The 22,994-nt window shown below is 70.5% G+C and carries 21 protein-coding genes; 5 read left to right on the forward strand and 16 right to left on the reverse strand.

Annotated features, from left to right (window positions below; genetic code table 11):
• Position 1 precedes the first annotated feature (1 nt).
• From efp to ACIRP7_RS15480, 12 genes are all read right to left on the reverse strand, one after another.
• A complete protein-coding gene (efp, locus tag ACIRP7_RS15425) occupies positions 2–568 on the reverse strand; it encodes an elongation factor P (protein WP_352389971.1) in 567 nt (188 codons plus the stop codon).
• 52 nt (positions 569–620) lie between these two features.
• Complete coding sequence (locus ACIRP7_RS15430) at positions 621–1,724, reverse strand: aminopeptidase P family protein (protein ID WP_403658603.1); 1,104 nt, start codon at positions 1,722–1,724, stop codon at positions 621–623.
• 70 nt (positions 1,725–1,794) lie between these two features.
• Complete coding sequence (locus ACIRP7_RS15435; protein WP_403658606.1) at positions 1,795–2,700, reverse strand: Pro-rich N-terminal domain-containing protein; 906 nt, start codon at positions 2,698–2,700, stop codon at positions 1,795–1,797.
• A gap of 291 nt (positions 2,701–2,991) precedes the next feature.
• Positions 2,992–4,083 (reverse strand): 3-dehydroquinate synthase, encoded by a 1,092-nt coding sequence (gene aroB, locus ACIRP7_RS15440; RefSeq protein WP_403658609.1) that lies wholly within the window; start codon positions 4,081–4,083, stop codon positions 2,992–2,994.
• Positions 4,080–4,562 (reverse strand): shikimate kinase, encoded by a 483-nt coding sequence (locus ACIRP7_RS15445; RefSeq protein ID WP_403659556.1) that lies wholly within the window; start codon positions 4,560–4,562, stop codon positions 4,080–4,082. The genes aroB and ACIRP7_RS15445 overlap by 4 nt, the downstream gene beginning before the upstream one ends.
• Before the next feature lie 26 nt (positions 4,563–4,588).
• Positions 4,589–5,773 carry a chorismate synthase gene (gene aroC / locus ACIRP7_RS15450; protein ID WP_403658612.1) on the reverse strand — a complete coding sequence of 395 codons (1,185 nt, stop codon included), beginning with the start codon at positions 5,771–5,773 and terminating at the stop codon, positions 4,589–4,591.
• 163 nt (positions 5,774–5,936) lie between these two features.
• Positions 5,937–6,776: a shikimate dehydrogenase gene (locus tag ACIRP7_RS15455; protein WP_403658615.1), complete on the reverse strand. Its 840-nt coding sequence runs from the start codon at positions 6,774–6,776 to the stop codon at positions 5,937–5,939.
• Positions 6,757–8,484 carry an endolytic transglycosylase MltG gene (gene mltG / locus ACIRP7_RS15460; protein ID WP_403658618.1) on the reverse strand — a complete coding sequence of 576 codons (1,728 nt, stop codon included), beginning with the start codon at positions 8,482–8,484 and terminating at the stop codon, positions 6,757–6,759. The genes ACIRP7_RS15455 and mltG overlap by 20 nt, the downstream gene beginning before the upstream one ends.
• A 122-nt stretch (positions 8,485–8,606) precedes the next feature.
• A complete protein-coding gene (gene ruvX / locus ACIRP7_RS15465; RefSeq protein ID WP_352389978.1) occupies positions 8,607–9,071 on the reverse strand; it encodes a Holliday junction resolvase RuvX in 465 nt (154 codons plus the stop codon).
• A complete protein-coding gene (gene alaS / locus ACIRP7_RS15470) occupies positions 9,071–11,743 on the reverse strand; it encodes an alanine--tRNA ligase (RefSeq protein WP_403658621.1) in 2,673 nt (890 codons plus the stop codon). The genes ruvX and alaS overlap by 1 nt, the downstream gene beginning before the upstream one ends.
• Entirely contained in the window at positions 11,743–12,069 is a 327-nt protein-coding gene (locus tag ACIRP7_RS15475) for a hypothetical protein (protein ID WP_352389980.1), read from the reverse strand. Before ACIRP7_RS15475 ends, alaS begins: the two co-directional genes overlap by 1 nt.
• 10 nt (positions 12,070–12,079) lie before the next feature.
• Positions 12,080–12,517, reverse strand: a complete 438-nt coding sequence (locus tag ACIRP7_RS15480; protein ID WP_403658624.1) for a DUF948 domain-containing protein — start codon at positions 12,515–12,517, stop codon at positions 12,080–12,082.
• Between the two features lie 151 nt (positions 12,518–12,668).
• On the opposite strand from ACIRP7_RS15480, the gene ACIRP7_RS15485 reads away from it, so the two are divergent.
• Complete coding sequence (locus tag ACIRP7_RS15485; protein ID WP_403658627.1) at positions 12,669–14,831, forward strand: ATP-binding protein; 2,163 nt, start codon at positions 12,669–12,671, stop codon at positions 14,829–14,831.
• A 30-nt stretch (positions 14,832–14,861) separates the two neighbouring features.
• On the opposite strand, the gene rpsD is transcribed toward ACIRP7_RS15485, so the two are convergent.
• From rpsD to ACIRP7_RS15500, 3 genes are all read right to left on the reverse strand, one after another.
• Positions 14,862–15,476, reverse strand: coding sequence for a 30S ribosomal protein S4 (gene rpsD, locus ACIRP7_RS15490; protein ID WP_037714931.1), 615 nt, complete (start codon positions 15,474–15,476; stop codon positions 14,862–14,864).
• Between the two features lie 281 nt (positions 15,477–15,757).
• The gene (locus ACIRP7_RS15495; protein WP_352389982.1) at positions 15,758–17,113 is read right to left on the reverse strand and encodes a replication-associated recombination protein A; all 1,356 of its coding nucleotides are present in this window, start codon (positions 17,111–17,113) and stop codon (positions 15,758–15,760) included.
• A 45-nt stretch (positions 17,114–17,158) separates the two neighbouring features.
• Positions 17,159–17,821, reverse strand: coding sequence for a vitamin K epoxide reductase family protein (locus tag ACIRP7_RS15500; RefSeq protein ID WP_403658631.1), 663 nt, complete (start codon positions 17,819–17,821; stop codon positions 17,159–17,161).
• A gap of 145 nt (positions 17,822–17,966) precedes the next feature.
• Between ACIRP7_RS15500 and ACIRP7_RS15505 the strand changes: the two genes are divergently transcribed.
• From ACIRP7_RS15505 to ACIRP7_RS15520, 4 genes are read left to right on the forward strand one after another with little or no spacing between them, the layout of a single operon-like run.
• Entirely contained in the window at positions 17,967–18,833 is an 867-nt protein-coding gene (locus tag ACIRP7_RS15505) for an ABC transporter ATP-binding protein (RefSeq protein ID WP_403658634.1), read from the forward strand.
• Positions 18,830–19,675 carry an ABC transporter permease gene (locus ACIRP7_RS15510; protein WP_403658637.1) on the forward strand — a complete coding sequence of 282 codons (846 nt, stop codon included), beginning with the start codon at positions 18,830–18,832 and terminating at the stop codon, positions 19,673–19,675. The genes ACIRP7_RS15505 and ACIRP7_RS15510 overlap by 4 nt, the downstream gene beginning before the upstream one ends.
• The gene (locus ACIRP7_RS15515) at positions 19,672–20,871 is read left to right on the forward strand and encodes a sensor histidine kinase (RefSeq protein ID WP_403658640.1); all 1,200 of its coding nucleotides are present in this window, start codon (positions 19,672–19,674) and stop codon (positions 20,869–20,871) included. The genes ACIRP7_RS15510 and ACIRP7_RS15515 overlap by 4 nt, the downstream gene beginning before the upstream one ends.
• Positions 20,868–21,494, forward strand: coding sequence for a response regulator (locus tag ACIRP7_RS15520; protein ID WP_403658643.1), 627 nt, complete (start codon positions 20,868–20,870; stop codon positions 21,492–21,494). Before ACIRP7_RS15515 ends, ACIRP7_RS15520 begins: the two co-directional genes overlap by 4 nt.
• Positions 21,495–21,725: 231 nt before the next feature.
• On the opposite strand, the gene hisS is transcribed toward ACIRP7_RS15520, so the two are convergent.
• On the reverse strand, positions 21,726–22,988 hold the full coding sequence (gene hisS / locus ACIRP7_RS15525) for a histidine--tRNA ligase (protein ID WP_403658646.1): 1,263 nt from the start codon (positions 22,986–22,988) through the stop codon (positions 21,726–21,728).
• Between the last annotated feature and the right edge of the window lie 6 nt (positions 22,989–22,994).

A 22,994-nucleotide genomic window follows, 5' to 3' on the forward strand; every position in this document is an offset into this window, starting at 1 on the left:
GTTAGCTGTTCACCCGGCCGAGGTAGTCGCTCGTGCGGGTGTCGACCTTGATCTTCTCACCGGTGGTGATGAAGAGCGGGACCTGGATCTGGTGGCCGGTCTCCAGGATGGCGGGCTTGGTGCCGCCCGTGGAGCGGTCGCCCTGGACACCCGGCTCGGTCTCCTGGATGGTCAGCTCGACGGCGGCCGGCAGCTCGACGAAGAGCACCTCGCCCTCGTGCTGGGCGACGGTGGCCGTGAAGCCCTCGATCAGGAAGTTGGCGGCGTCGCCGACAGCCTTGCGGTCGACCATGAGCTGGTCGTAGGTCTCCATGTCCATGAAGACGAAGTACTCGCCGTCCATGTACGAGAACTGCATGTCGCGCTTGTCGACAGTGGCCGTCTCGACCTTGACGCCGGCGTTGAAGGTCTTGTCGACGACCTTGCCGGACAGCACGTTCTTGAGCTTGGTGCGCACGAATGCGGGGCCCTTGCCGGGCTTGACGTGCTGGAACTCGACGACGGACCAGAGCTGGCCGCCTTCGAGCTTGAGCACCAGGCCGTTCTTGAGGTCGTTCGTGGAAGCCACGGTTGCGGAATCTCCTGGACTGACGTGGACGACCCCGGCGCACGCACGTTGCCTATAGTGCGAGCAGCTCCTTGGTCGTGATGGTGAGTAGCTCGGGTCCGCCGTCCGCCTCGGGGCGTACGACGAGCGTGTCATCGATCCGGACGCCGCCCCGTCCCGGGAGGTGGACCCCCGGTTCGACGGTGACCGGCACGCAAGCGTCCAGTTTACCCATGGCCGCGGGGGCCAACTGCGGGTCCTCGTCGATTTCGAGTCCCACACCGTGTCCGGTGAGGGTCGGGAGCCCCTCGTGGTGGCCCGCGGACTCCAGTACCTGGCGGGCCGCCCGGTCCACGTCACGGTAGGCGGCGCCGGGTGCCAGCGACTCCCGTCCGGCCCGCTGAGCGGCGAAGACGAGGTCGTAGAGATCGATCTGCCAGTCGGCGGGAGACGTACCGATGACGAAGGTACGGCCGATCTCACACCGGTAGCCGCGGTAGCTGGCGCCCAGGCAGACGGAGAGGAAGTCGCCCTCCTCGACGCGGCGGTCGGTGGGGCGGTGGGCGGGGCGGCCGGAGTTCGGACCGGTGCCGACGGAGGTGGCGAAGGCCGGGCCGTCGGCGCCGTGGTCGACGAGGCGGCGCTCCAGTTCGAGGGCCAGGTGCCGCTCGGTGCGGCCGACCAGGATGGACTCCAGCAGCTCGCCCAGTGCCTGGTCGGCGATCTCGGCGCCGATGCGCAGGCAGGAGATCTCCTCCTCGTCCTTGATGACGCGGAGCTGTTCGACCGCGCCACCGAGGTCGGCGAGGCGCAGCTGCGGGACGACCGAGCGGATGGCACGGTGGCGGGCCATGGTGAGGTGGTGTTCCTCGACGGCGAGGGAGCCGCCGCCGTGCGCTGCCGCGAGACCGGCCGCGGCCACGGCGGGGTCGCCGCCGGGTCCGGGCAGGGTCCGGACGCGCAGCGCCTCGTCGGGACGGCCGTCGACGCGGTCGTCGGGCGGGCCGGGGCACAGCAGCAGGTCCTCGGCCCCGCCGAGCAGCAGTACGGCGCCCCTGGGGGCCGCGCCCGCGAGATAGCGGACGTTGGCGGGGCGGGAGATCAGCGCGGACTGGCTGCCGCCGGCTCGGCAGCGGTCGCGCAGGCGGGCTCTGCGAGTGGCGTACACCTCTGACATGTTTTGAGCGTAGGAGCGCTGCGGGCTCGGCGCCGTTCGAGAGAGCCGAGTGGGGCAGCGCCACGCTCGACTACCAGCTCGGCGGGCTCGCGATCGACCTCGCCAGCACGTCGTCCAGCAGCCTCGCCGTCTGCGGGACGTCCAGCTGCGAGTTGTCGATGATCGGCAGGCCGGAGCCGTACCAGCCGGCCATCCGGCCGTGGATCCGCGCGACCTCTTCGTCGGTCAGGCGGCGGTTGCCCGAGCGTTCGGCGTTGCGCTCCAGGACGATCTCCAGTCCGGGCAGCAGGACCACCGGGAGCAGTCCCGGGCCCACGTGCCGCTTCCAGCCGCCGAGACCGACCACCGGCCGGTCCGGGAAGACCGCGTCGTCGAGGATGCAGGAGATGCCGTTGGCGAGGAAGTTGCGGGCGGCGAAGCCGCAGGTGCGGCGGGCGAGCCGGTACTGGGCCTCGGAGTGGTCGTTCCAGCCGGACTGCGGGTCGGCGAAGCCGGAGCGGACCCACTCGCGTACGTCGTCGAGGCTGATGTGGGCGGTGGGGACCCGGCGATGGTCGGCCCAGTACTTGGCGACGCTCGTCTTCCCGGCGCCCGCCGGACCGATGAGCAGCACCGCGAGGGTCGTGCCCGCGGGGTCGGGCGCGGCGACGGGCGGGGTGCTGTAGGCGCCCATGGGGGCGCCGGGCGGCAGCGGCACATGGCCGGTGGTGTCCGGTACCGGCCCCGGTGAGTGCTGCGGCGCAGGCGGGACCGGTGCGTGTTGCGGCGCCGGCGGTACCTGGGAGTGCGGTGGCGTCGGCGGTACCGGAGCCGGGGAGAAGCCCGGTGCCGACGGCGGTGGGGGCGCCGGGGCGGGGCCCGGTTGCGCACCTGGGTGATGCGGTCCCGGGTGGTGTGCGGCCGGCGACCAGCCGGCGGCCGGTCCGTGCCCCGGCTGATGGGGCGGCGGCAGCGGAGAACCCACTGCGTGCTGCATCCGGTGCCACTCCGTCTCGTCTTTTTCGGCTCGCTCGCCCACGGGGCGCTCGCATCGGTGCCGGGAGTGCGACCGTGCGCGGCCCGAAGGCCCCCGCCCGCTCGTCCTCTCGTCTCCGACGCGCCCCTCCGGCTCACTCGCGTCAGGCTGATCGGCGCTGGTTACGGGGTGGTGCGTACCCCGTTCGTCACCGAACGGTACCGCCCCCGGCCGTCATTTGGTGAAACGGCCGGGGGCGGCCGGAAGTGCCCCTGGGGGAAGGCGAATCGGCGGAACCCGCCGTCGCGGGACCTACTGGCCGACCTCGCCGTAGGCGGCGAGCAGGACCGCCGGGTCCGGGCCCTCCAGGACCGTGGGCTTGCCCAGTCCGTCGAGGACGATGAACCGCAGCAGATTGCCGCGGGACTTCTTGTCGACCTTCATGGTCTCCAGCAACTTCGGCCACTGGTCGTAGCGGTAGTGCAGCGGCAGGCCCACCGATTCGAGGACGGTGCGGTGGCGGTCGGCCGTCGCGTCGTCCAACCGGCCCGCCAGGCGGCCCAGTTCGGCGGCGAAGTGCATGCCCACGGCGACCGCGGCGCCGTGCCGCCACTTGTACCGCTCGTTCTTCTCGATGGCATGGGCCAGCGTGTGCCCGTAGTTGAGGATCTCCCTGAGGCCCGACTCCTTGAGGTCGGAGGAGACGACCTCGGCCTTGACCCGGATGGAGCGCTCGATGAGCTCGGCGGTGTGCGGCCCCGCCGGGGTGCGCGCGGCCTCGGGGTCGGACTCGATGAGCTCCAGGATCACCGGATCGGCGATGAAGCCGGCCTTGATGATCTCGGCGAGCCCGGACACGTAGTCGTTGACGGGCAGGGAGTCCAGCGCGGCCAGGTCGCACAGGACACCGGCGGGCGGGTGGAAGGCACCGACGAGGTTCTTGCCCTCGGCGGTGTTGATGCCGGTCTTGCCGCCGACCGCCGCGTCGACCATGGCGAGCACGGTGGTCGGGATGGCGATCCAGCGCACCCCGCGCAGCCAGGTCGCGGCCACGAACCCGGCGAGGTCGGTGGTGGCGCCGCCGCCGACGCCGACCACGACGTCGGTGCGGGTGAAGCCGGACTGTCCGAGCGCCTTCCAGCAGTAGGCGGCGACCTCGGCGGTCTTGGCCTCCTCCGCGTTCGGCACCTGGATGGCGACGGCCTCGTACCCCTGCCCGGCCAGGTCGGCACGCAGCGCCTCACCGGTGTCCGCGAGCGCCTCGGGGTGGATGATCGCGACCCGCTGGGCCTTCTCCCCGATCAACGAACCGAGCTCACCCAGGAGTTGACGTCCCACCAGGACCTCGTACGGCTCGCTGCCCGCGGTGCCGCCGACCTGGATGCGCGTCACTGCCTCGCTCATGCTTCCTTCAACTCCAGTGCGTCCAGCGCGATTCGGGTGACTTCTTCGGGCGTACGGCCGTCGGTGGCGACGACCGCGGTGGCGATCGACTCGTACAGCGAGCGCCGGGCCTCCATCAGCTCGCGCCACTGCTTGCGCGGGTTGACCGCGAGCAGTGGCCGCGCGGCGTTCAGGCCGGTGCGCTTGACCGCCTCCTCGACGTCCATCGAGAGGTACAGCACCCGCTGCCCGGCCAGCAGGGAGCGGGTGTCCTCATCGAGGATGGAGCCGCCGCCCAGCGCGAGAACGCCGTCGTGCTCGGCCAGCGCCCGCGCCACCGCGGCCTTCTCGATCGCCCGGAAGACCGGCTCACCCTCGTCGACGAAGATCTCCGCGATCGAGCGGCCCTGCTCGGTGACGATGTCCTCGTCGGTGTCCCGGTAGCTCGTGCCGAGCCGGTCGGCCAGCAGCCGCCCGACGGTGGACTTGCCCACGCCCATCGGACCGACGAGCACCACCAGAGGGCTCACCGGATGGCCAGGTTGTCGAGGTAGGACTGCACGTTGCGGCGGGTCTCGGGCACGCTGTCGCCGCCGAACTTCTCCGCCACCGCGTCCGCCAGCACCAGGGCCACCATCGCCTCGGCCACGATCCCGGCGGCCGGAACCGCGGACACGTCCGAGCGCTGGTGGTGGGCCTGCGCGGCCTCGCCGGTGGTCACGTCCACGGTCTGCAGGGCCCGCGGCACGGTCGCGATCGGCTTCATCGCCGCCCGCACCCGGAGCAGCTCACCCGTGGACAGCCCGCCCTCGGTCCCACCGGAACGGCCCGAGACACGCCGGATGCCCTCAGGGGTGTTCACGATCTCGTCGTGCGCCTTCGAACCCGGCACCCGCGCCAGTTCGAACCCGTCACCGAGTTCGACCCCCTTGATCGCCTGGATGCCCATCAGGGCACCGGCCAGCCGGGCGTCCAGCTTGCGGTCCCAGTGCACATGCGAGCCCAGGCCCACCGGCACGCCGTACGCCAGGATCTCCACCACGCCGCCCAGGGTGTCGCCGTCCTTGTGGGCCTGGTCGACCTCGGCCACCATCGCCTTCGACGTGTCCGCGTCCAGGCAGCGCAGCGGATCGGCGTCCAGCCTCTCCACGTCGTCCGGCGTCGGGTACACCCCGGCCGGGGCCTTCACCGAGCACAGCTCCACGACATGGCTGACGATCTCGATGCCGGCCGTCTCCTTCAGGTACGACCTGGCCACCGCGCCCAGCGCCACCCGGGCCGCCGTCTCCCGCGCCGAGGCCCGCTCCAGGATCGGCCGGGCCTCGTCGAAGCCGTACTTCTGCATGCCCGCCAGGTCGGCGTGGCCAGGGCGCGGCCGGGTCAGGGGGGCGTTGCGCGCCAGGCCCGCCAGGATCTCCGGGTCGATGGGGTCGGCCGACATGACCTGCTCCCACTTCGGCCACTCGGTGTTGCCCACCATGATCGCGACCGGGGAACCCAGGGACAGACCATGACGGACACCGCCGAGGAAGGTGACCTGGTCCTGCTCGAACTTCATCCGGGCACCGCGGCCATAGCCCAGCCGACGCCTCGCCAAGTGGTCCGCCACCAGCTCCGTGGTGATCGGCACACCGGCGGGAAGGCCCTCCAGCGTCGCCACGAGTGCGGGACCGTGGGACTCCCCCGCGGTCAGCCAGCGCAACCTGCTCAACGGTGCTCCTCAGTGCTCGCGCCCTGGTACTGCCCTGCTTACGCGCGTCCTCGCGTAAGCCAACGGCGCGACCAGGTGCGCGGCCCCGGCCCGCCGCCTCCGATCCTCCCACGTCCGGCGCCGGGAGCCGGTCACAGGTCCAGCAGACGGACGTGGACGGGTCTCAGCGGCCCGCCAGCGCGTGCTCGCCCGCCTTGCGTATGGCCTCCACGGGCGCGGGCCGCAGGCCGGTCATCTGCTCGACCTGGAGCACCGCCTGGTGCACGAGCAGGTCGAGGCCGCCGACCACGGCTCCGCCGATCATCGACCAGCGGGCCGCCAACTCGGTCGGCCAGGGGTCGTAGAGCACGTCGAAGAGGGCCGCGGGGCGCTCCGGTACGGCGTGGGCGAGGGCGTCCGTCGCCCCGGCGGGAGTGGTCGCGATCACCAGGGGGGCGCGCAGGGCCTGGGCCGCGTCCGCCCAGTCCGCGGTGCGGACCTCGACGTCGAGTCGCTCGCCCCACTGCCGCATCTCGGCGGCCCGGGCCTCGCTGCGCACATAGGCGACGACCTCGCCGGTGCAGATCCGGGCCAGCGCGGCGAGCGCGGAGGAGGCGGTGGCGCCGGCGCCGAGGATCGCCGCCGAGTCGACCTGCTCGATACCCCGCTCCCTGAGGGCGGCGACCATCCCCGGGATGTCGGTGTTGTCGCCGAGGCGGCGGCCGTCCTCGGTGAACACGACCGTGTTGACCGCCTCCACCGAGGCGGCCGTGTCGCTGATCCCGTCGAGCAGCGGGATGACCGCCCGCTTGAGCGGCATGGTCACCGACAGCCCGGCCCACTCCGGCCCGAGTTCCTCGACGAACCGGGGCAGTGCGGCCTCGTCGAGCTCGAACCGGTCGTAGGACCAGCCCGTGAGGCCCAGTTCCTCGTAGGCGGCCCGGTGCAGGACCGGCGAGAGGGAGTGGGCGATGGGCTTGCCGAGAACGGCGGCCCGGCGGGCGTCAGCTGCCCGTGCTTGCATCGAACTTGTCCTTGAGCCTCAGGAATTCAGCGTGGGTCTTGGCGAATTCGGTGGTCTTCACTCCGTCGGTCGCGACGAAGTAGTACCAGCCCTGATCGGTCGGGTTCAGCGCCGCCTTCAGCGCGACATCACCCGGGTTGTCGATCGGTCCGGGCGGCAGACCCTTGTTCGTGTACGTGTTGTACGGGTCCTTGTTGCTCTTGATCTCGGACTCGGAGATGCGGATATTGCTCTCGTTCTTCAGGTAATTGAAGGTCGAGTCGAACTGGAGCAGGCCATAGGTCTCGGGGTTCGCGAGGTTGAGGCGGTTGTAGACCACCTCCGCCATCCTGCGGTAGTCCTCCTCGGTCTTGCCCTCGGCCTGGACGAGGCTGGCGACCGTGATGACCTGCAGCGGACTGTCCAGCTTGAGCGCCTTGGCCTTCGCCTCCAGGTCGTACTTGCCGTACGTCTCGGCGGCCTGGGTGACCATGTCCTTCAGTACCGTCTCGGGCTTCATGCCCTTCGCGGCGGGATAGGTACCCGGGTAGAGGAAGCCCTCCAGCGGGTCCTTGATCTCCTTGTTGCCGTTCGCCCAGCTCGGCAGACCGAAGCTCTTGTATTCCTTCTCGGCGATCTTCTTCGTGGTGCCGGAAGCAAGATCGAGTTTTCCGTCGATGGCCTTGTAGACGTTGAGGTTCCTCGCTCCCGGAACAACCTGCACGTTGTTCTGGCTGTCCGGGTCGAGCATCATCACGACGGCGCTCTTGGCGGACATTTCCTTCTTCAGCAGATAGGCACCGGCCTGGATGGCCTTCCCCTTGGGGTTCTGCTCCTGGGCGGACACAAATGCGTCGACGCTTTTGACGACACCCGCATCCTTCAGCAGCCGGCCGATCGCGTACCCGCCCGCGCCCTTGGGGATCTGGACGGTGACCACCTCGCTCGTCCCGTCCCCCGCATAGTCCGGAGCCGCGCCGAAACGATTTTGGTAGAACTGGTAGCCGAAATAGCCGACGCCCGCGGTGCCGCCGCCGAACACCAGCAGGACCACCAGACAGGCGCAACCGCTCTTGCGTTTCTTGGCGCCCTTGCCGCCGCGCCCGCGCCGGTCGCCGCGGCCGCCTTTCGGGTCGTCGGACTCGTCCTCGCCGCTGTCGTCGCCGGCGAAGAAGGCGTGTTCGCCCTGGTCGGGTCCCGGATCCCAGTCGATCTGCGGCTCCGGCTCGGCCCGCCGACGGCTCGGCGGCTCCGGCGGCGGGTAGGCGTCCGGGCTGCCGTAGTAGTCCTGCTGCTCAGCGCCGTACGCGGCGGCCTGCTGCTGCCCGTAGGGATCCGACGGGTCGGCGGGGTACGGGATCTGCGCCTGGGTGCCGGCCGGCCAGCCGTTGTTGTCGTACGACTGCTGCTGCTGGTCCTGATACGCCTGCTGGTCGTACTGCTGCTGACCGTACTGTTGCTGCTGGTCGTACTGCTGGTGCTGGTCGTACTGGCCGTCGTGCTGCGGGTACTGCTGCTGCGCCTGACCATAGGAGGCCTGCTGGCCGTCGCCCCAGCCGCCGTTGTCGTACTGCGGCTGGGGCGGCTGCTCCGGATAGTGCTGCGGCTGGCCGCCGTAGGGGGACTGCTGGCCCGCCTGGGCCTGCTGTCCACCCCATCCGTCGTCCCCGTACAACGGGTCCTCCGGATGCCACGGTTCGGAGCCTTGGCCCCGGCCATACTCAGTCATCGATCCCCTAGAGCCGCGAGGCGGCGGTCTCCCTCGTCCACGATCCGGCTACCGATCCGCCTCTTTCTGTGCGGTGACTGTTCGAATGTCGCCGCATCGCGCGGAACGTTACCGTATCGCGATCAGATGACCACTTCGACGCCCTCGCCGGGTGCTTTACCTGACACCCGTTCGGATTCCAGGGCCTGCTGAAGAATGATCACGGCTGCCGCCTGGTCGATGACCGATCTGCCCTTTTTGGATTTCACTCCGGATGCGCGCAGTCCCTGACTGGCCGTCACCGTGGTCATCCGCTCGTCGACGAGCCTGACCGGAACGGGGGCGATGGCCCGGGCGAGCTCTTGGACGAAGCCGCGGACCTTCACAGCGGCCGGGCCCTCGCCCCCCTTGAGGGAGCGAGGGAGACCGACGACGACCTCGATCGGTTCGTACTCCTCGACCAGCTGCTTCAGCCGGCGGTGGGCCGCCGGGACGTCCCGGCCCGGGACCGTCTCCACCGGGGTGGCCAGGATCCCGTCGGGGTCGCACGAGGCGACCCCGATGCGGGCGTCCCCGACGTCGATCGCGAGTCTGCGGCCTCGGCGCATTACTTGGCCGTCTCCCCGACCATGCGCTCCACGGCGTCCACGGCCTCACCGATCGCGGCCGGGTTCTGGCCGCCGCCCTGCGCCACGTCCGGCTTGCCGCCACCGCCGCCGCCGAGGGTCTTGGCGGCCGTGCGGACCAGGTCACCGGCCTTGAGACCGCGCTCGCGGGCGGGCTCGTTGGTGGCGATGACCGTCAGCGGCTTGCCGTTGCTGACGGTGAAGAGGGCCACCACGGCGGCCCGGCCGCCCTGGATGCGGCCGCGTACGTCGAGGACCAGCTTGCGCAGGTCGTCGGGGGTGGTGCCGTCCGGGACCTGCCCGGTGACGACGGCGATCCCGCGGACGTCCTTGGCGGACTCGGCGAGACCGGCGGCGGCCTGCAGGACCTTCTCGGCGCGGAACTTCTCGATCTCCTTCTCGGCGTCCTTCAGCTTGCCGAGCATGGCGGAGACCTTCTCCGGGAGCTCCTCCGGACGGCCCTTGATCAGCTCCTGGAGCTGGGCGACGACGGTGTGCTCGCGGGCGAGGAAGTTGTACGCGTCGACACCGACGAGCGCCTCGATGCGCCGGACCCCGGAGCCGATGGACGACTCGCCGAGCAGCTTGACCAGGCCGAGCTGCGAGGTGTTGTGCACATGGGTGCCGCCGCACAGCTCCTTGGAGAAGTCGCCGATGGTCACCACGCGGACCCGCTCGCCGTACTTCTCGCCGAACTCGGCGATGGCGCCCTGCTTCTTGGCCTCGTCGATGCCCATGACGTCGGCGCGGACGTCGAGGTCACGGGCGAGCACCTCGTTGATCTTCTGCTCGACGTCGGTCATCACGGCCGTGGGCACCGCCGACGGGGAGCCGAAGTCGAAGCGGAAGCGGCCGGGCTGGTTCTCCGACCCGGCCTGGGCGGCCGTCGGGCCTAGCGCGTCCCGCAGGGCCTGGTGAGTGAGGTGGGTGGCCGAGTGGGCGCGGGCGATGGCCGTACGCCGGCGGTTGTCGATCGAGGCCTGGGCCTTGGCTCCGACGGTCACCTCGCCGAACTGGACGACGCCCTTGTGGACGTAGACACCCGGGACCGGCTTCTGGCAGTCGCGGATCTCGATGACGGCACCGGAGTCGACCCTGATCCTGCCGGTGTCGCCGATCTGACCGCCGCCCTCGGCGTAGAAGGGGGTGCGGTCCAGGACGATCTCGACCTCGTCGCCCTCGGTGGCGGCCGGCGAGGAGGCGCCGTCGACGAGGATGCCGACGATCGTCGACTCGGCCTCGGTGTCCGTGTACCCGACGAAGTCGGTCTCGCCGGCCTGGTCGGCGATCTCACGGTAGGCGCCGGCGCCGGCGTGACCGGTCTTCTTCGCCTGGGCGTCGGCCTTGGCGCGCTCCCGCTGCTCCTTCATCAGGCGGCGGAAGCCGTCCTCGTCCACGGACAGCCCCTGCTCGGCGGCCATCTCCAGGGTGAGGTCGATCGGGAAGCCCCAGGTGTCGTGGAGCAGGAACGCCTTGTCGCCCGACAGGACCGTGCCACCGGCCTGCTTGGTCTCGGTGACGGCGGTGTCGAGGATGTTCGTGCCGCCCTTGAGGGCCTTGAGGAACGCGTTCTCCTCGGCGACGGCGACCTTCTCGATGCGCTCGCGATCGGTGACGAGCTCGGGGTACTGCTGGCCCATCATGGCGATCACGGTGTCGATCAGGTCGAGCACGACCGGACCGGTGGCACCGAGCAGGCGCATGTTGCGGATGGCGCGGCGCATGATGCGGCGCAGGACGTAGCCGCGGCCCTCGTTGCCGGGGGTGACACCGTCGCCGATGAGCATCACGGACGTGCGCATGTGGTCGGTGACCACGCGCAGCGAGACGTCCGACGCGTGGGCTTCGCCGTAGGCCACGCCGGTCAGCTCGGTGGCCTTCTTGATGACGGCCATGGAGGTGTCGATCTCGTACATGTTCTGCACACCCTGCAGGATCATCGCCAGGCGCTCGAGTCCGAGGCCGGTGTCGATGTTCTTGCTGGGGAGTTCGCCGAGGATCTCGAAGTTGTCCTTGCCGATGCCCTCGCCGCGCTCGTACTGCATGAAGACGAGGTTCCAGATCTCCACGTACCGCTCGTCGTTGACGGCGGGGCCGCCCTCGACGCCGAACTCGGGGCCGCGGTCGTAGTTGATCTCGGAACAGGGGCCACAGGGTCCGGGGACGCCCATGGACCAGTAGTTGTCCTTCATGCCGAGGCGCTGGATGCGCTCCTTGGGCACACCGACGACCTCGTGCCAGATGCGCTCGGCCTCGTCGTCGTCCTTGTAGACGGTGATCCACAGACGATCGGCCTCAAGGCCGTAACCACCCTTGTCCTGGGGGCTGGTGAGCAGCTCCCAGGCGTACTTGATGGCGCCTTCCTTGAAGTAGTCGCCGAAGGAGAAGTTGCCGCACATCTGGAAGAACGTGCCGTGCCGGGTGGTCTTGCCGACCTCTTCGATGTCCGGCGTGCGCACGCATTTCTGCACGCTGGTGGCACGCGCGAAGGGCGGCTTGACCTCGCCCAGGAAGTAGGGCTTGAAGGGCACCATGCCGGCCGGGACGAGGAGCAGAGTCGGGTCGTCCGCGATGAGCGACGCCGAAGGGACGACGGTGTGCCCGCGCTCCTCGAAGAAGCTCAGCCAGCGGCGGCGAATCTCGGCCGACTCCATCAGTGGTCCTCATTCCGGTTGTACGAATGCTTGGGGTACGTCGTGTTCTCGATGGCGGCGATGCGCCTGGGGGCGGGAAGTTCGGGATCCTCCCGGATGCCCAGGGCGTCCGTCAGCTCGGCCTCCCGCTGGGCCATGTTGTCGCGGACGTCGAGCGCGAAACCGACCGCGCGGTCCTTGAGCCGGGCGCCCGTCTCGATCGCCTTGTTGGCCGCCGTCACGGCGAGGTTCTCGGGGGTCAGCTGCTTCAGCTTGCGGTTCACCTTGGTGGTGGCCCAGACACCGGCGGCCACCCCCGAGGAGAACCAGAAAGTACGGCGGAACATCTCTTGAGCCTCAGTCCTTCTTGCCTCGGCCCCGGGAAACCGCCCGGCCCACGATCACGGTACGCCGGGAGGATTTCGCGGGCACGTCGTCGTCCTTGCGGCCGCTGATCGCGCGGCGCACGCCGTAGCCGAAGGCCGCGACCTTGACCAGCGGGCCGCCGAAGGTGGAGGCGACGGTGGTGGACAGCGCGGAGGCGTTCGACGTGACCTCCTGGACGTCCGAGGCGATCGCGTCGACGCGCTCGATCTGGGTCTGCGCGGAGCGCACCGCGGTGGAGGCGTCGGCCAGCAGCGGGACGGCCTGGTCGGTCACGTCCGCCACGAGTTTGGTGGTCGCCTTGAGCGTCTGGGCCAGCCTCGCCAGCGCGACGGCGAGGAAGGAGACCAGGATCGCCCAGAAGACGGCCACCAGGATCCCGGCAACCTCTCCACCGGACACTGTGTGCACCCGCTCCCTGATACGTGCTGTCTATGGAAAAAGTCTCCGCCGAGCCTATCGCGCCGGGGACGGCGGTCCGCACCGGATCACCCCTCACCCGCACCCGGGTTGCCCGTGCCGATTGTACGCAGTGCATACACTTCAGTACGCTCCGTGTTCCATGCGCAGTGATCAGCCCGACGGCTCCGAGGTGAACGGCAATCTCCCGCCGGAACTCGACGGCTTCGTGGGCCGGCGCGCGGAACTCCCGGAGCTGGCACGGGCGCTGGACACCTCGCGGCTGGTGACGGTGACGGGTCCCGGCGGTATCGGCAAGTCACGGCTCGCGGCACGGGTGGCGGGCGGCCGGTGCGCGCCGGCCGACGGGGTGTGGCACGTCGAGCTGGCCGCCGTACGCGATCCGGAGTTCGTCGACTACGCCGTCGTGGAGTCGCTGGGGCTGACGGACCACACCGCGCGGCCACCGCGCGAGGCGCTGCTGGCTCATCTGACCGGGCGTCAACTCCTGCTGGTTCTGGACGGTTTCGAGCATCTGGTGGACGCGTGCGCGGCCCTGGTCGTCGATCTGCTGGGGCAGCTGCCGACGCTGGCCGTGCTCGCCGTGGGACGCCGGCCGATGGCCGTCGCCGGCGAGCAGGTCTTCGCGCTGGGGCCGTTGGGCGAGGACGAGGCGGTGGAACTGTTCGCACAGCGGGCCGGACGGCTGGGGGTGACGGTCGGCGACGATCCGCACGTACGGGAACTGTGCCGGCGCCTGGACGGCATTCCGCTGGCGATCGAGCTGGCCGCGGGCCGGCTGGGGGCACTGTCCCCCGGGCAGGTGCTGGAGCGGCTCGACGACCGGTTCCGGCTGCTGACCGGCGGCGGCCGGGACGCTCTGCCCCGCCATCGGACACTGCGCACGGCGATCGGCTGGAGCCATGAACTGTGCACGCCCGAGGAGCGGTTGCTGTGGTCACGGCTCTCGGTGTTCGCGGGGCAGTTCGACCTGGAGGCCGCGGAGTACGTGTGCAGCGGCGGCGGCCTGCACTGCGACGACGTCCTCGACGTCCTGTCCGCGCTGCTCGCCCAGTCGGTGGTGGCCCGCGAGGAGACCGCGACCGGCGTGCGCTACCGGATGCTCGACACGGTCCGGGCATACGGCGCCGAGTGGCTGGAGGCGACCGGCGACGCGGTCCGGCTGCGCAGACGGCACCGCGACTGGTATGTGGGCCTGGCGACCTGGTGCGAGCTGGACTGGTTCTCCCCGCGCCAGAACGAGGTGGCGGCGCGGATCGAGGCCGAGCTGCCGAACCTCCGCGGTGCCCTGGAGTACTCCCTGACCGAGCCGGACGGGGCGGAGCTGGCCCGGCTTCTGGCGGGCTCCCTCTGGTTCTGCTGGGTCGGCTGCGGCCGGCTCTCCGAGGGGCGGCACTGGCTGGAGCGCAGCGTCGATCTGGAGCCGGGCCATGAGCACACCCGGCTGAAGGCCCTGTGGGTACTCGGCTATGTGTCGATCCTCCAGGGCGACACCGTGCCGGCGCTGGCGGCGCTCCAGGAGTGCCGCCAGGAGGCGGAGCGCTCCGCGAACGCGACAGCGGTGGCGTACGCCGAACACCGCACCGGCTGCCTGGCGCTCGTCTCGGACGACATGCCCCGCGCGGAGCGGCTGCTGCGCTCGGCACTGGAGCGGTACCTGGAGATCGGCGAACTCAACAGCAACGTGCTGATGGCTCAGGTCGAGCTGGCGATGGCCCGGGCCTTCCTGGGCGACCTGCCGGACGCGGTGCGGCTGTGCGAGGAGGTGCGCCGGGTGTGCGAGGACCACGGCGAGCGGTGGGCGCGGTCGTACGCGCTGTACGTCCTGGCGTACGCGGCCTGGAGCGAGGGGGACGCGGCACGCGCGCGTGAGCTGCTCACCGACTGTCTGACCTGCGCGCACACCTTCCACGACCTGCTGGGCTCGGTGCTGTCGATCGAACTCCTCGCCCTGGTCACGGTGGCCCAGGGCGACGCGGCCGAGGCCGCCGTCCTCCAGGGTGCGGCGGCCTCGCTGTGGCCTTCGGTGGGCCTGCCCCTGTTCGGCTCGGCCTACTACAACGCCCCGCGCGAGCTGTGCGAGGCGATGGTCCGGGAGCGGCTGGACGACGAGCGGTACCAGCGGTGCCTGGGACAGGGCCGGGCGCTGGGGCGGGAGGCCGCGGTGTCCCGGGCGCTGGGCGGCGCACGTCCGCTCGACGGGCTGCCGGCACCACGGGGGCGCGTGCTGCACGCCGAAGGGAGCCTCGGCATGCAGCAACCCGCCGCCTCGCCCGCCCGGAAGGGCGGGGAGACGGCGGGCTGACGTGATGCGGGTGCTACGGCCTGCCGGTGATCAGCGGGCGTAGTACTCGACGACGAGCTGCTCGTCGCAGATCACCGGGATCTCCTTGCGGTTCGGCTCGCGGTCCAGGCGGAAGGCCAGGGCGCGGAGGTTCACCTGGAGGTAGCGCGGGGTCTCGCCGTCGGGGGCGAAGCCGCCCTCACGGGCGATCGAGAAGAGGGTCTTCTCACGGCTGCGCTCGCGGACCATCACGACGTCGTCGGGACGGACGCGGAAGGACGGCTTGTCGACCTTCTGGCCGTTGACCTCGATGTGGCCGTGAACGACCATCTGGCGGGCCTGGTAGATGGTGCGGGCGATGCCCGAACGCAGGACCAGGGCGTCGAGACGGCGCTCGAGCTCGATGACCAGGGCCTCACCGGTCTTGCCCTGGGTCTTGGCGGCACGCTCGTAGGCGCGGACGAGCTGACGCTCGGACACGTCGTACTGCGCGCGCAGACGCTGCTTCTCGAGCAGACGGACCTTGTAGTCCGAGTTCTGCTTGCGACCACGGCCGTGCTCACCCGGGGGGTAGGGACGGGCCTCGAAGTACTTGACGGCCTTCGGGGTCAGCGCGATGCCGAGGGCACGCGACTTCTTGACCTTCGGGCGGGGCTGGTTCGCCACTGTCTCTCATTTCCTGGTTTCGGCTTGTCAGGGTTGAGGGAGGTCGCATCCGCAGCCGGGGAAACCCACCGGGTCCTCGAAGGACCTGGAGGGCAGCCGCTCCCTGGTCTGGGCACATACGTGCAGCACGCGAGTGGCCCACCTACCGCGAGCGGTGGTGGGCTGCCCGCGACACCATTCGAACGGTGCGCGACGCTCCGGGAACCCCACTGGGGGGTTCCGGCTGACCGTCCCGTTCTGACTGCACGGGACACAGCACTTCGAGGGATTCTACAGGGTGCTCAGGACCGCTTGCGACCGAGGTGTCTGCGGGTCCACTCCACGGCGTCCGCGTACCGGGCCTCGGCGCCGTGCCGGGTGGGTTCGTAGTACTCGCGGTCCTTGATGGCGTCCGGGGCGTACTGCTGCTCGGCGATCCCCTCGGGCAGGTCGTGCGGGTAGACGTACCCCTGCGCGTGCCCGAGTTTGGCGGCGCCCTTGTAGTGCCCGTCGCGCAGATGCGGCGGCACCGGCCCGGCCAGACCCTTGCGTACGTCCTCCATGGCCGCGCCGATCGCCGTGGTCGCGGCGTTGGACTTCGGGGCCAGCGCGAGGGCGATGGTGGCGTGGCTCAACGTCAGCGCTGCCTCGGGGAAGCCGATCATGGCGACGGCCTGGGCGGCGGCCACGGCTATGGGCAGGGCGTTCGGATCGGCCAGGCCGATGTCCTCGCTGGCGGAGATCATCAGGCGGCGGGCGATGAAGCGGGGGTCCTCGCCGGCCTCGATCATGCGGGCCAGGTAGTGCAGGGCCGCGTCCACGTCGGAGCCCCTGATGGACTTGATGAGGGCGCTGGCCACGTCGTAGTGCTGGTCGCCGTCGCGGTCGTACTTCACGGCCGCGCGGTCGACCGTCTCCTCCAGCGTGGTGAGGGAGACCTCCGGCTCACCCTTGTCGAGGGCGGCCCCGGCGGCGGCCTCCAGCGCGGTCAGGGCGCGGCGGGCGTCGCCGCCGGCGATGCGCAGGAGGTGGTCCTCGGTGTCCTCGGGGAGGGTGACGGCGTCCTTCAGACCGCGCTCGTCGCTCAGCGCCCGCTTCAGGAGCCCTCTGAGGTCGTCGTCCGAGAGGGGTTCGAGGGTCAGCAGCAGGGACCGGGACAGCAGCGGGGAGATGATCGAGAAGTACGGGTTCTCGGTGGTCGCCGCGATCAGGGTCACCCAGCGGTTCTCCACCGCGGGGAGCAGGGAGTCCTGCTGGGCCTTGCTGAAGCGGTGGATCTCGTCGAGGAAGAGGACGGTCTCCTTGCCGAAGCCGCCGGTGGCGCGGCGGGCGCCGTCGATGACCGCGCGGACCTCCTTGACCCCGGCGGTGATCGCGGAGAGCTCCACGAAACGCTTGTTGGTCGCCTTGGAGACGACGTACGCCAGGGTCGTCTTGCCGGTGCCGGGCGGGCCCCAGAGGATCACCGAGGAGGGTCCCGCGGGACCGCCGCTGCCCTCACCGACCAGCCGGCGCAGCGGCGAGCCCGGCTTGAGCAGGTGCTGCTGGCCCACCACCTCGTCGAGGGTGCGCGGGCGCATCCGGACCGCCAGGGGACTGCCGGCCGGGTCCTTCTCCTGGCGCTCTTCCGCCGCGGCGGTGAACAGATCGGGCTCCACACGGAAACCCTAGTTCACGGCACTGACAACGCCGTCGGCCGTCGGTCAGGCCCAGAGCCTGTCGCCCCAGCGGGTCAGGATCAGCATGGCGATGATGCCGCAGTGGGTGACCGGCAGGACCCAGGTGAACTCGGCGAGGAAGCGCTTGAGCCAGCCCGGGGACGGCAGCAGGTCGTTGCGGATGTTGAACGAGGTCACGTACCAGAACATCGTGATCGTGGCGACCCAGGCCAGCGAGCACCACAGGCACAGCGCGTTGATGCGGTACAGCGACTGGAACTGAAGCCAGGTGCAGAAGGCCACGCCGAAGAGCGTGCCGAAGTTGAAGGTGAGCCAGTACCAGCGCGGGAAGGTGGCGCGGGCCAGCAGGCTCATGCCGACGCAGATGACGATGCCGTAGCAGACGAGGCCGAGCATCGGGTTGGGGAACCCGAAGGCGGCGGCCTGCTTGCTCTCCATCACGCTGCCGCAGGAGACGATCGGGTTGAGGGAGCAGCTCGGCGTGAACGTCTTGCCGCTGACCTTTCCCTCGAGGATCTTGAACTTGTCGATCGTGATGACCCACGCGGCGAGCAGTCCGGCGGCACCGGTGATCACCATCAGCAGCGCGAAGGCACGGCTGCCGCCCACCGTCCGGGGCGCGGCGTCGGCGCTCGCCGACGAGGGCTCGGGATCCGTGGAGACGTCTTTCACTGTGGTCTTGCTCATCACGCCGATCCGTCTGCTTGAGAGTTGGACCTTCTTCGGGCAGGGGCCATTGTGCCGCACCTGGAGGCTTGTCCACCGTTCGGTGGACATAAGGAAGTACGCACGGTCGTCCCTGAGCGTTCGGTTCCGGCCGATGCTCACAGGCATGACCACACACGCGAACGAACTCGCGGTGGACGTTCGGGGGCTGCGCAAGCAGTACGGTGACGTGACCGCGCTCGACGGGATCGATCTCGGCATCCGCACGGGCGAGGTCTTCGGCCTGCTCGGACCCAATGGCGCGGGCAAGAGCACCACGGTGGAGATCCTCCAGGGCAACCGGGACCGGGACGCGGGTGAGGTGTCCGTGCTCGGCGCGGACCCGGCGCACGGCACACGCGCGTGGCGCTCAAAAGTCGGAATCGTCTGGCAGGACGAATCCGCGCCCGCCGAGTTGACGGTCGCGGAGACCGTCCGGCATTTCGCCCACTACTACCCGCGGCCGCGGGACCCCGAGGAGGTCATCGGGCTGGTGGGTCTGGAGGCGAAGTCGGGCAGCCGGATCAAGGCCCTGTCCGGCGGTCAGCGCCGGCGCCTCGACGTGGCGCTGGGCGTGATCGGGGGCCCCGAGCTGCTGCTCCTGGACGAGCCGACGACGGGCTTCGACCCCGCGGCCCGGCGCCAGTTCTGGGACCTGATCCGCAAGCTGTCCGTCGAGGGCACCACGATCCTGCTCACCACGCACTACCTGGAGGAGGCCGAGGCGCTCGCCGACCGGCTGGCCGTGGTCTCCCGCGGCACGGTCGTCGCCGAGGGCGAGCCGGCCGCTCTGCGGGAGCGGTACGGCTCCGGCGCGACCGTCGAGTGGACCGAGCCGGACGGCACCCCGCGCGCCGAGCGCACGGACACCCCGACCGGGACGGTCGCCGCGCTGATGCGCCGCTTCGACGGCGAGATCCCGGGGCTCCAGGTCAGCCGCCCCACGCTGGAGGACGTCTACCTCCGGCTCACCGGACAGGAGGACGCGCGATGACCACGGCCGCCGTGCGGGAAAACCGCAGTCATGTCCGGGCAGGGCTGCCCGGTGTCTGGGGGCTCGGGCTGCGACGGGGTGCTCTGGAGATCAAGCAGTTCTTCCGCCAGCGCGACCAGGTGGTGTTCACCTTCGCCTTCCCGGTGGTCTTCCTGTTCCTGTTCGCGTCGATCTTCAGCGACGACGTGGAAGGGGCCGGCATCAAGGCCTCGCAGCTCTACGTTCCGGCGATGATGGCCGCCGGCATCATGTCGACGAGCTTCCAGTCGCTCGGCATCTCGATCGCCGTCGAGCGGGACGAGAAGGTGCTGAGAAGGCTGCGCGGGACGCCGATGCCGCCGGCGGCGTACTTCCTCGGCAAGATCTGGCTGGTTCTGGTCACCGGCGTCCTGGAGACGGCGATCCTGCTCTTCGTCGGCACCACGCTGTACGACGTCGACCTGCCCGCGGACGCCGGCAAATGGTTCGCCTTCGCCTGGATCTTCGTGCTCGGCCTGACGGCGTGCACGCTGCTCGGCATCGCGATCGGTTCGGTGCCCAAGTCCAGCAAGAGCGCGAGTTCCGTGGTCGTCCTGCCCTTTCTGGTCCTCCAGTTCATCTCCGGGGTGTACATCGCGATCGACACGATCCCGGACTGGATGCTGAACATCGGCGCGCTGTTCCCGCTGAAGTGGATGTGTCAGGGGCTGCGTGGGGTGTTCCTGCCGGACTCGGCGCAGGTCCTGGAACAGGCCGGCGGCTGGGAGTTCGGGCGCACCGCCCTGGTGCTGGGGGCCTGGTGCGTCGGAGGATTACTGCTGTGTCTGCTGACCTTCCGGTGGAAGAACCGGCGCGACGGATGAACGGTCCGGCGGACGCCGGGGGCGCGTACTCGTGGGACCGGTCGTTCCGGCTCTGGGACACCTACTTCGCGCTGATCTGGCTGGCCACCCTGGTGTTCGTGCTGGGCACGGCACAGCCCGGGTGGCCGGTCCGCGTCACCGCGGCGGCCCTGCTCGTGCCGCTGGTCCCCCTCTTCGTCCGGGTCGGGCGTCCGCTGCTCCGGCAGGATCCGCCCGGCGCACGCGAAGCGCTCACCTATCTCGGCGCGATGATGGCGCTGTTCCTGCCCTCGGCGATCCTGGTCGGCGAGACCCGGCTGATGACGTTCGCCCTCGTGCCCCAGTGCTTCATGACGCTGCGGATGCGGTGGGCACTGACCGCCGTGGCCGTGATCAATCTGGCGCCCGTGCTGGGCTGGGCCCTGCTGTGGTGGCCGAGCGACCAGGACGTCTTCTTCAACGGCCTGTTCGCCGTCGTCACCCTGGTCTTCTCGGTCGCCGTCGGCAGCTATGTCATCCGGATCATCGAGCAGAGCCAGGAACGGGCGGCGCTGATCGCCGAGTTGGACACCAGTCGGCACGCGGTCTCGCGGCTGTCGGCGGCGCACGGGGCGCTGGCCGAGCGGGAGCGGATGGCCCGAGAGATCCACGACACCCTCGCCCAGGGCTTCACCAGCCTGCTGATGCTGATCCAGGCCGTGGAGGCCGAGCTCGACCACGACGTGCCACAGGCCCGCCGTCATCTGGCCCTGATGGACGAGACGGCCCGGCTGAACCTTGCCGAGGCACGGGCCCTGGTCGCCGACGGCACTCCAGCCGACCTGGACGGCGCGACGCTGCCGGACGCCCTGGACCGGCTGGCGGCCCGGCACTCCGCGAAACTCGCGGTGACCGGACAGGTCCGTCCGCTGCCCACGGGGCCCGAGGTCGTCGCCCTGCGCTCATGCCAGGAGGCGCTCACGAACTGCCGTAAGCACGCGGGGAGTTCGGCGAGGATAGGTGTCGCCCTGGCCTACACCGACGACAGCCTCACCCTCTTCGTACGGGACGACGGTCACGGCTTCGACCCGGGGGCCGTCCGTGACGGTTACGGTCTCGCGGGGCTCCGCGCCCGTGCCTCCGAGGTCGGCGGGACGGTCCGGGTGCGCAGCGCGCCCGGCGGCGGCACCACGGTCACCGTCCGCCTGCCCGTACCGCCCCCGAGGAGCTGTTCATGATCCGGATCATCCTGGCCGACGACCACCCCGTCGTACGGGAGGGCCTGCGGGCCATGCTGACGGCGGAGCCGGACCTGGAGGTGATCGCCGACGCGTCCAGCGGGCCGCAGGCGGAGGCACTGGCCGCGGAACTGCGGCCCGACATCGTGCTGATGGACCTCCGGATGCCGGGCGGCTCGGGCGTGGAGTCGATCATGCGGATGACGGAGGCGGGGCTGCCGTGCCGGGTGATCGTCCTGACGACGTACGAGACGGACCGGGACATCCTGCGGGCCGTGGAGGCCGGGGCGGCCGGCTATCTCCTCAAGGACCTGCCCCGCGCCGAACTGGCGGAGTCCGTACGGGCCGCCGCGCGCGGCGAGACGGTCCTGGCGCCCACGGTCGCCGCCCGCCTGGTCGACCAGTTGCGCACCCGGCCGGCACGGCCGCGGCTCTCGGTGCGCGAGACGGCGGTGCTGCGCCTGGTCGCGGAGGGCTGCACGAACGCGGAGATCGGCCGCAGGCTGTTCATCGGCGAGTCGACGGTGAAGACCCATCTCCTGCGCGTCTTCGCCAAGTTGGGAGTGGACGACCGGACGGCCGCGGTCACCAGCGCGATGCGGCACGGGCTGCTGGACCAGTGAGGCGTCGTGTCGGGCGCCGTCGACGCGGTCGGGTCACTCCCTGGGAGGCGGCCGTTGAGCCTGCGTGCCAGGCAGAGCCGCTGGGCCGGCATGCGCTGCCGGTCCGGCCCTGTGGCTGGCCCGGGGCCCGGGCGACGGCCGCGTACCCCGTCTCTCCCTCGGCGGACCTGCCGAGCCGTCGGACGACAAGGGCGCCGGCCTCACGACCGGCGCCCCTCCCGCGCGGATCCGTCAGCCGAGCCTGGATTCCAGCTCCGCCACGATCTCGTTGACCCCGATCGCCGACTGCTCCCCGGACTCCATGTCCTTCAGCTGTACGACGCCCTCGGCGAGGTCGCGTTCGCCGGCCACGATCGTGTAGCGGGCGCCGCTGCGGTTGGCGTTCTTCATGGCGCCCTTGAGGCCCTTGCCGCCGTACGAGAAGTCCGCCGCGATGCCCACCTTGCGCAGTTCGGTGACCTTGGCGAACAGGATCCGGCGGGCCTCCTCCCCCAGCGGCACCGCGAACACGCTGGTCGCGGAGGGGAGTTCGAGCTCGATGCCCTCCGCCTCCAGGGCGAGGACCGTGCGGTCGACGCCGAGGGCCCAGCCGACGGACGGGAGCGCGGGGCCGCCGATCATCTCCGACAAACCGTCGTACCGGCCGCCGCCGCCCACCGCGGACTGGGAGCCCAGACCGTCGTGGACGAACTCGAAGGTCGTACGGGTGTAGTAGTCGAGGCCACGCACCAGCTTCGGGTCGTCCTCGAAGGCCACGCCCGCCGCGGTGATCAGCTCACGGACCTCCTCGTGGTACGCCTTGCAGGCGTCGCACAGGTAGTCCCGAAGCAGCGGGGCGTCCCCGAGCTGCTTCTGCACCGACTCGCGCTTGTCGTCCAGGACGCGCAGCGGGTTGATGTCCGCCCGGCGCAGGGTGTCCTCGTCGAGGTCCAGGCTCCGCAGGAAGTTCTGCAGTGCCTCCCGGTACACCGGACGGCACTCCTTGTCGCCCAGGGAGTTCAACAGGATCCGGAAGGTCCTGAGGCCCAGCGAGCGGTACGCCTGGTCGGCCAGGATGATCAGCTCGGCGTCGAGCGCCGGGTCCTCCGCGCCGATCGCCTCGGCGCCGACCTGCGAGAAGTGCCGGTAGCGGCCCTTCTGCGGACGCTCGTAGCGGTAGTACGAGCCGGAGTACCAGAGCTTGACCGGCAGGTTGCCCGTCTTGTGCAGGTTGGCCTCCAGCGCCGCGCGCAGCACGGACGCCGTGCCCTCGGGGCGCAGGGCCAGCTTGTCGCCGCCCTTGGTCTCGAAGGCGTACATCTCCTTGGTCACGATGTCGGTGGACTCACCGACCCCGCGCGCGAACAGCTCGACGCTCTCGAAGCCGGGGGTCTCGATGTAGCCGTAGCCGGAGGTGCGCAGGGGCGCGGCGATCGCCTCGCGGACGGCCAGGTACGTGGCCGAGTCGGGGGGCAGAAGGTCGTACGTGCCCTTGGGGGCCTGAAAGGTGCTCACGAAGTC

The organism is Streptomyces sp. NPDC102270 (genome assembly GCF_044766405.1).
GTDB lineage: Bacteria > Actinomycetota > Actinomycetes > Streptomycetales > Streptomycetaceae > Streptomyces.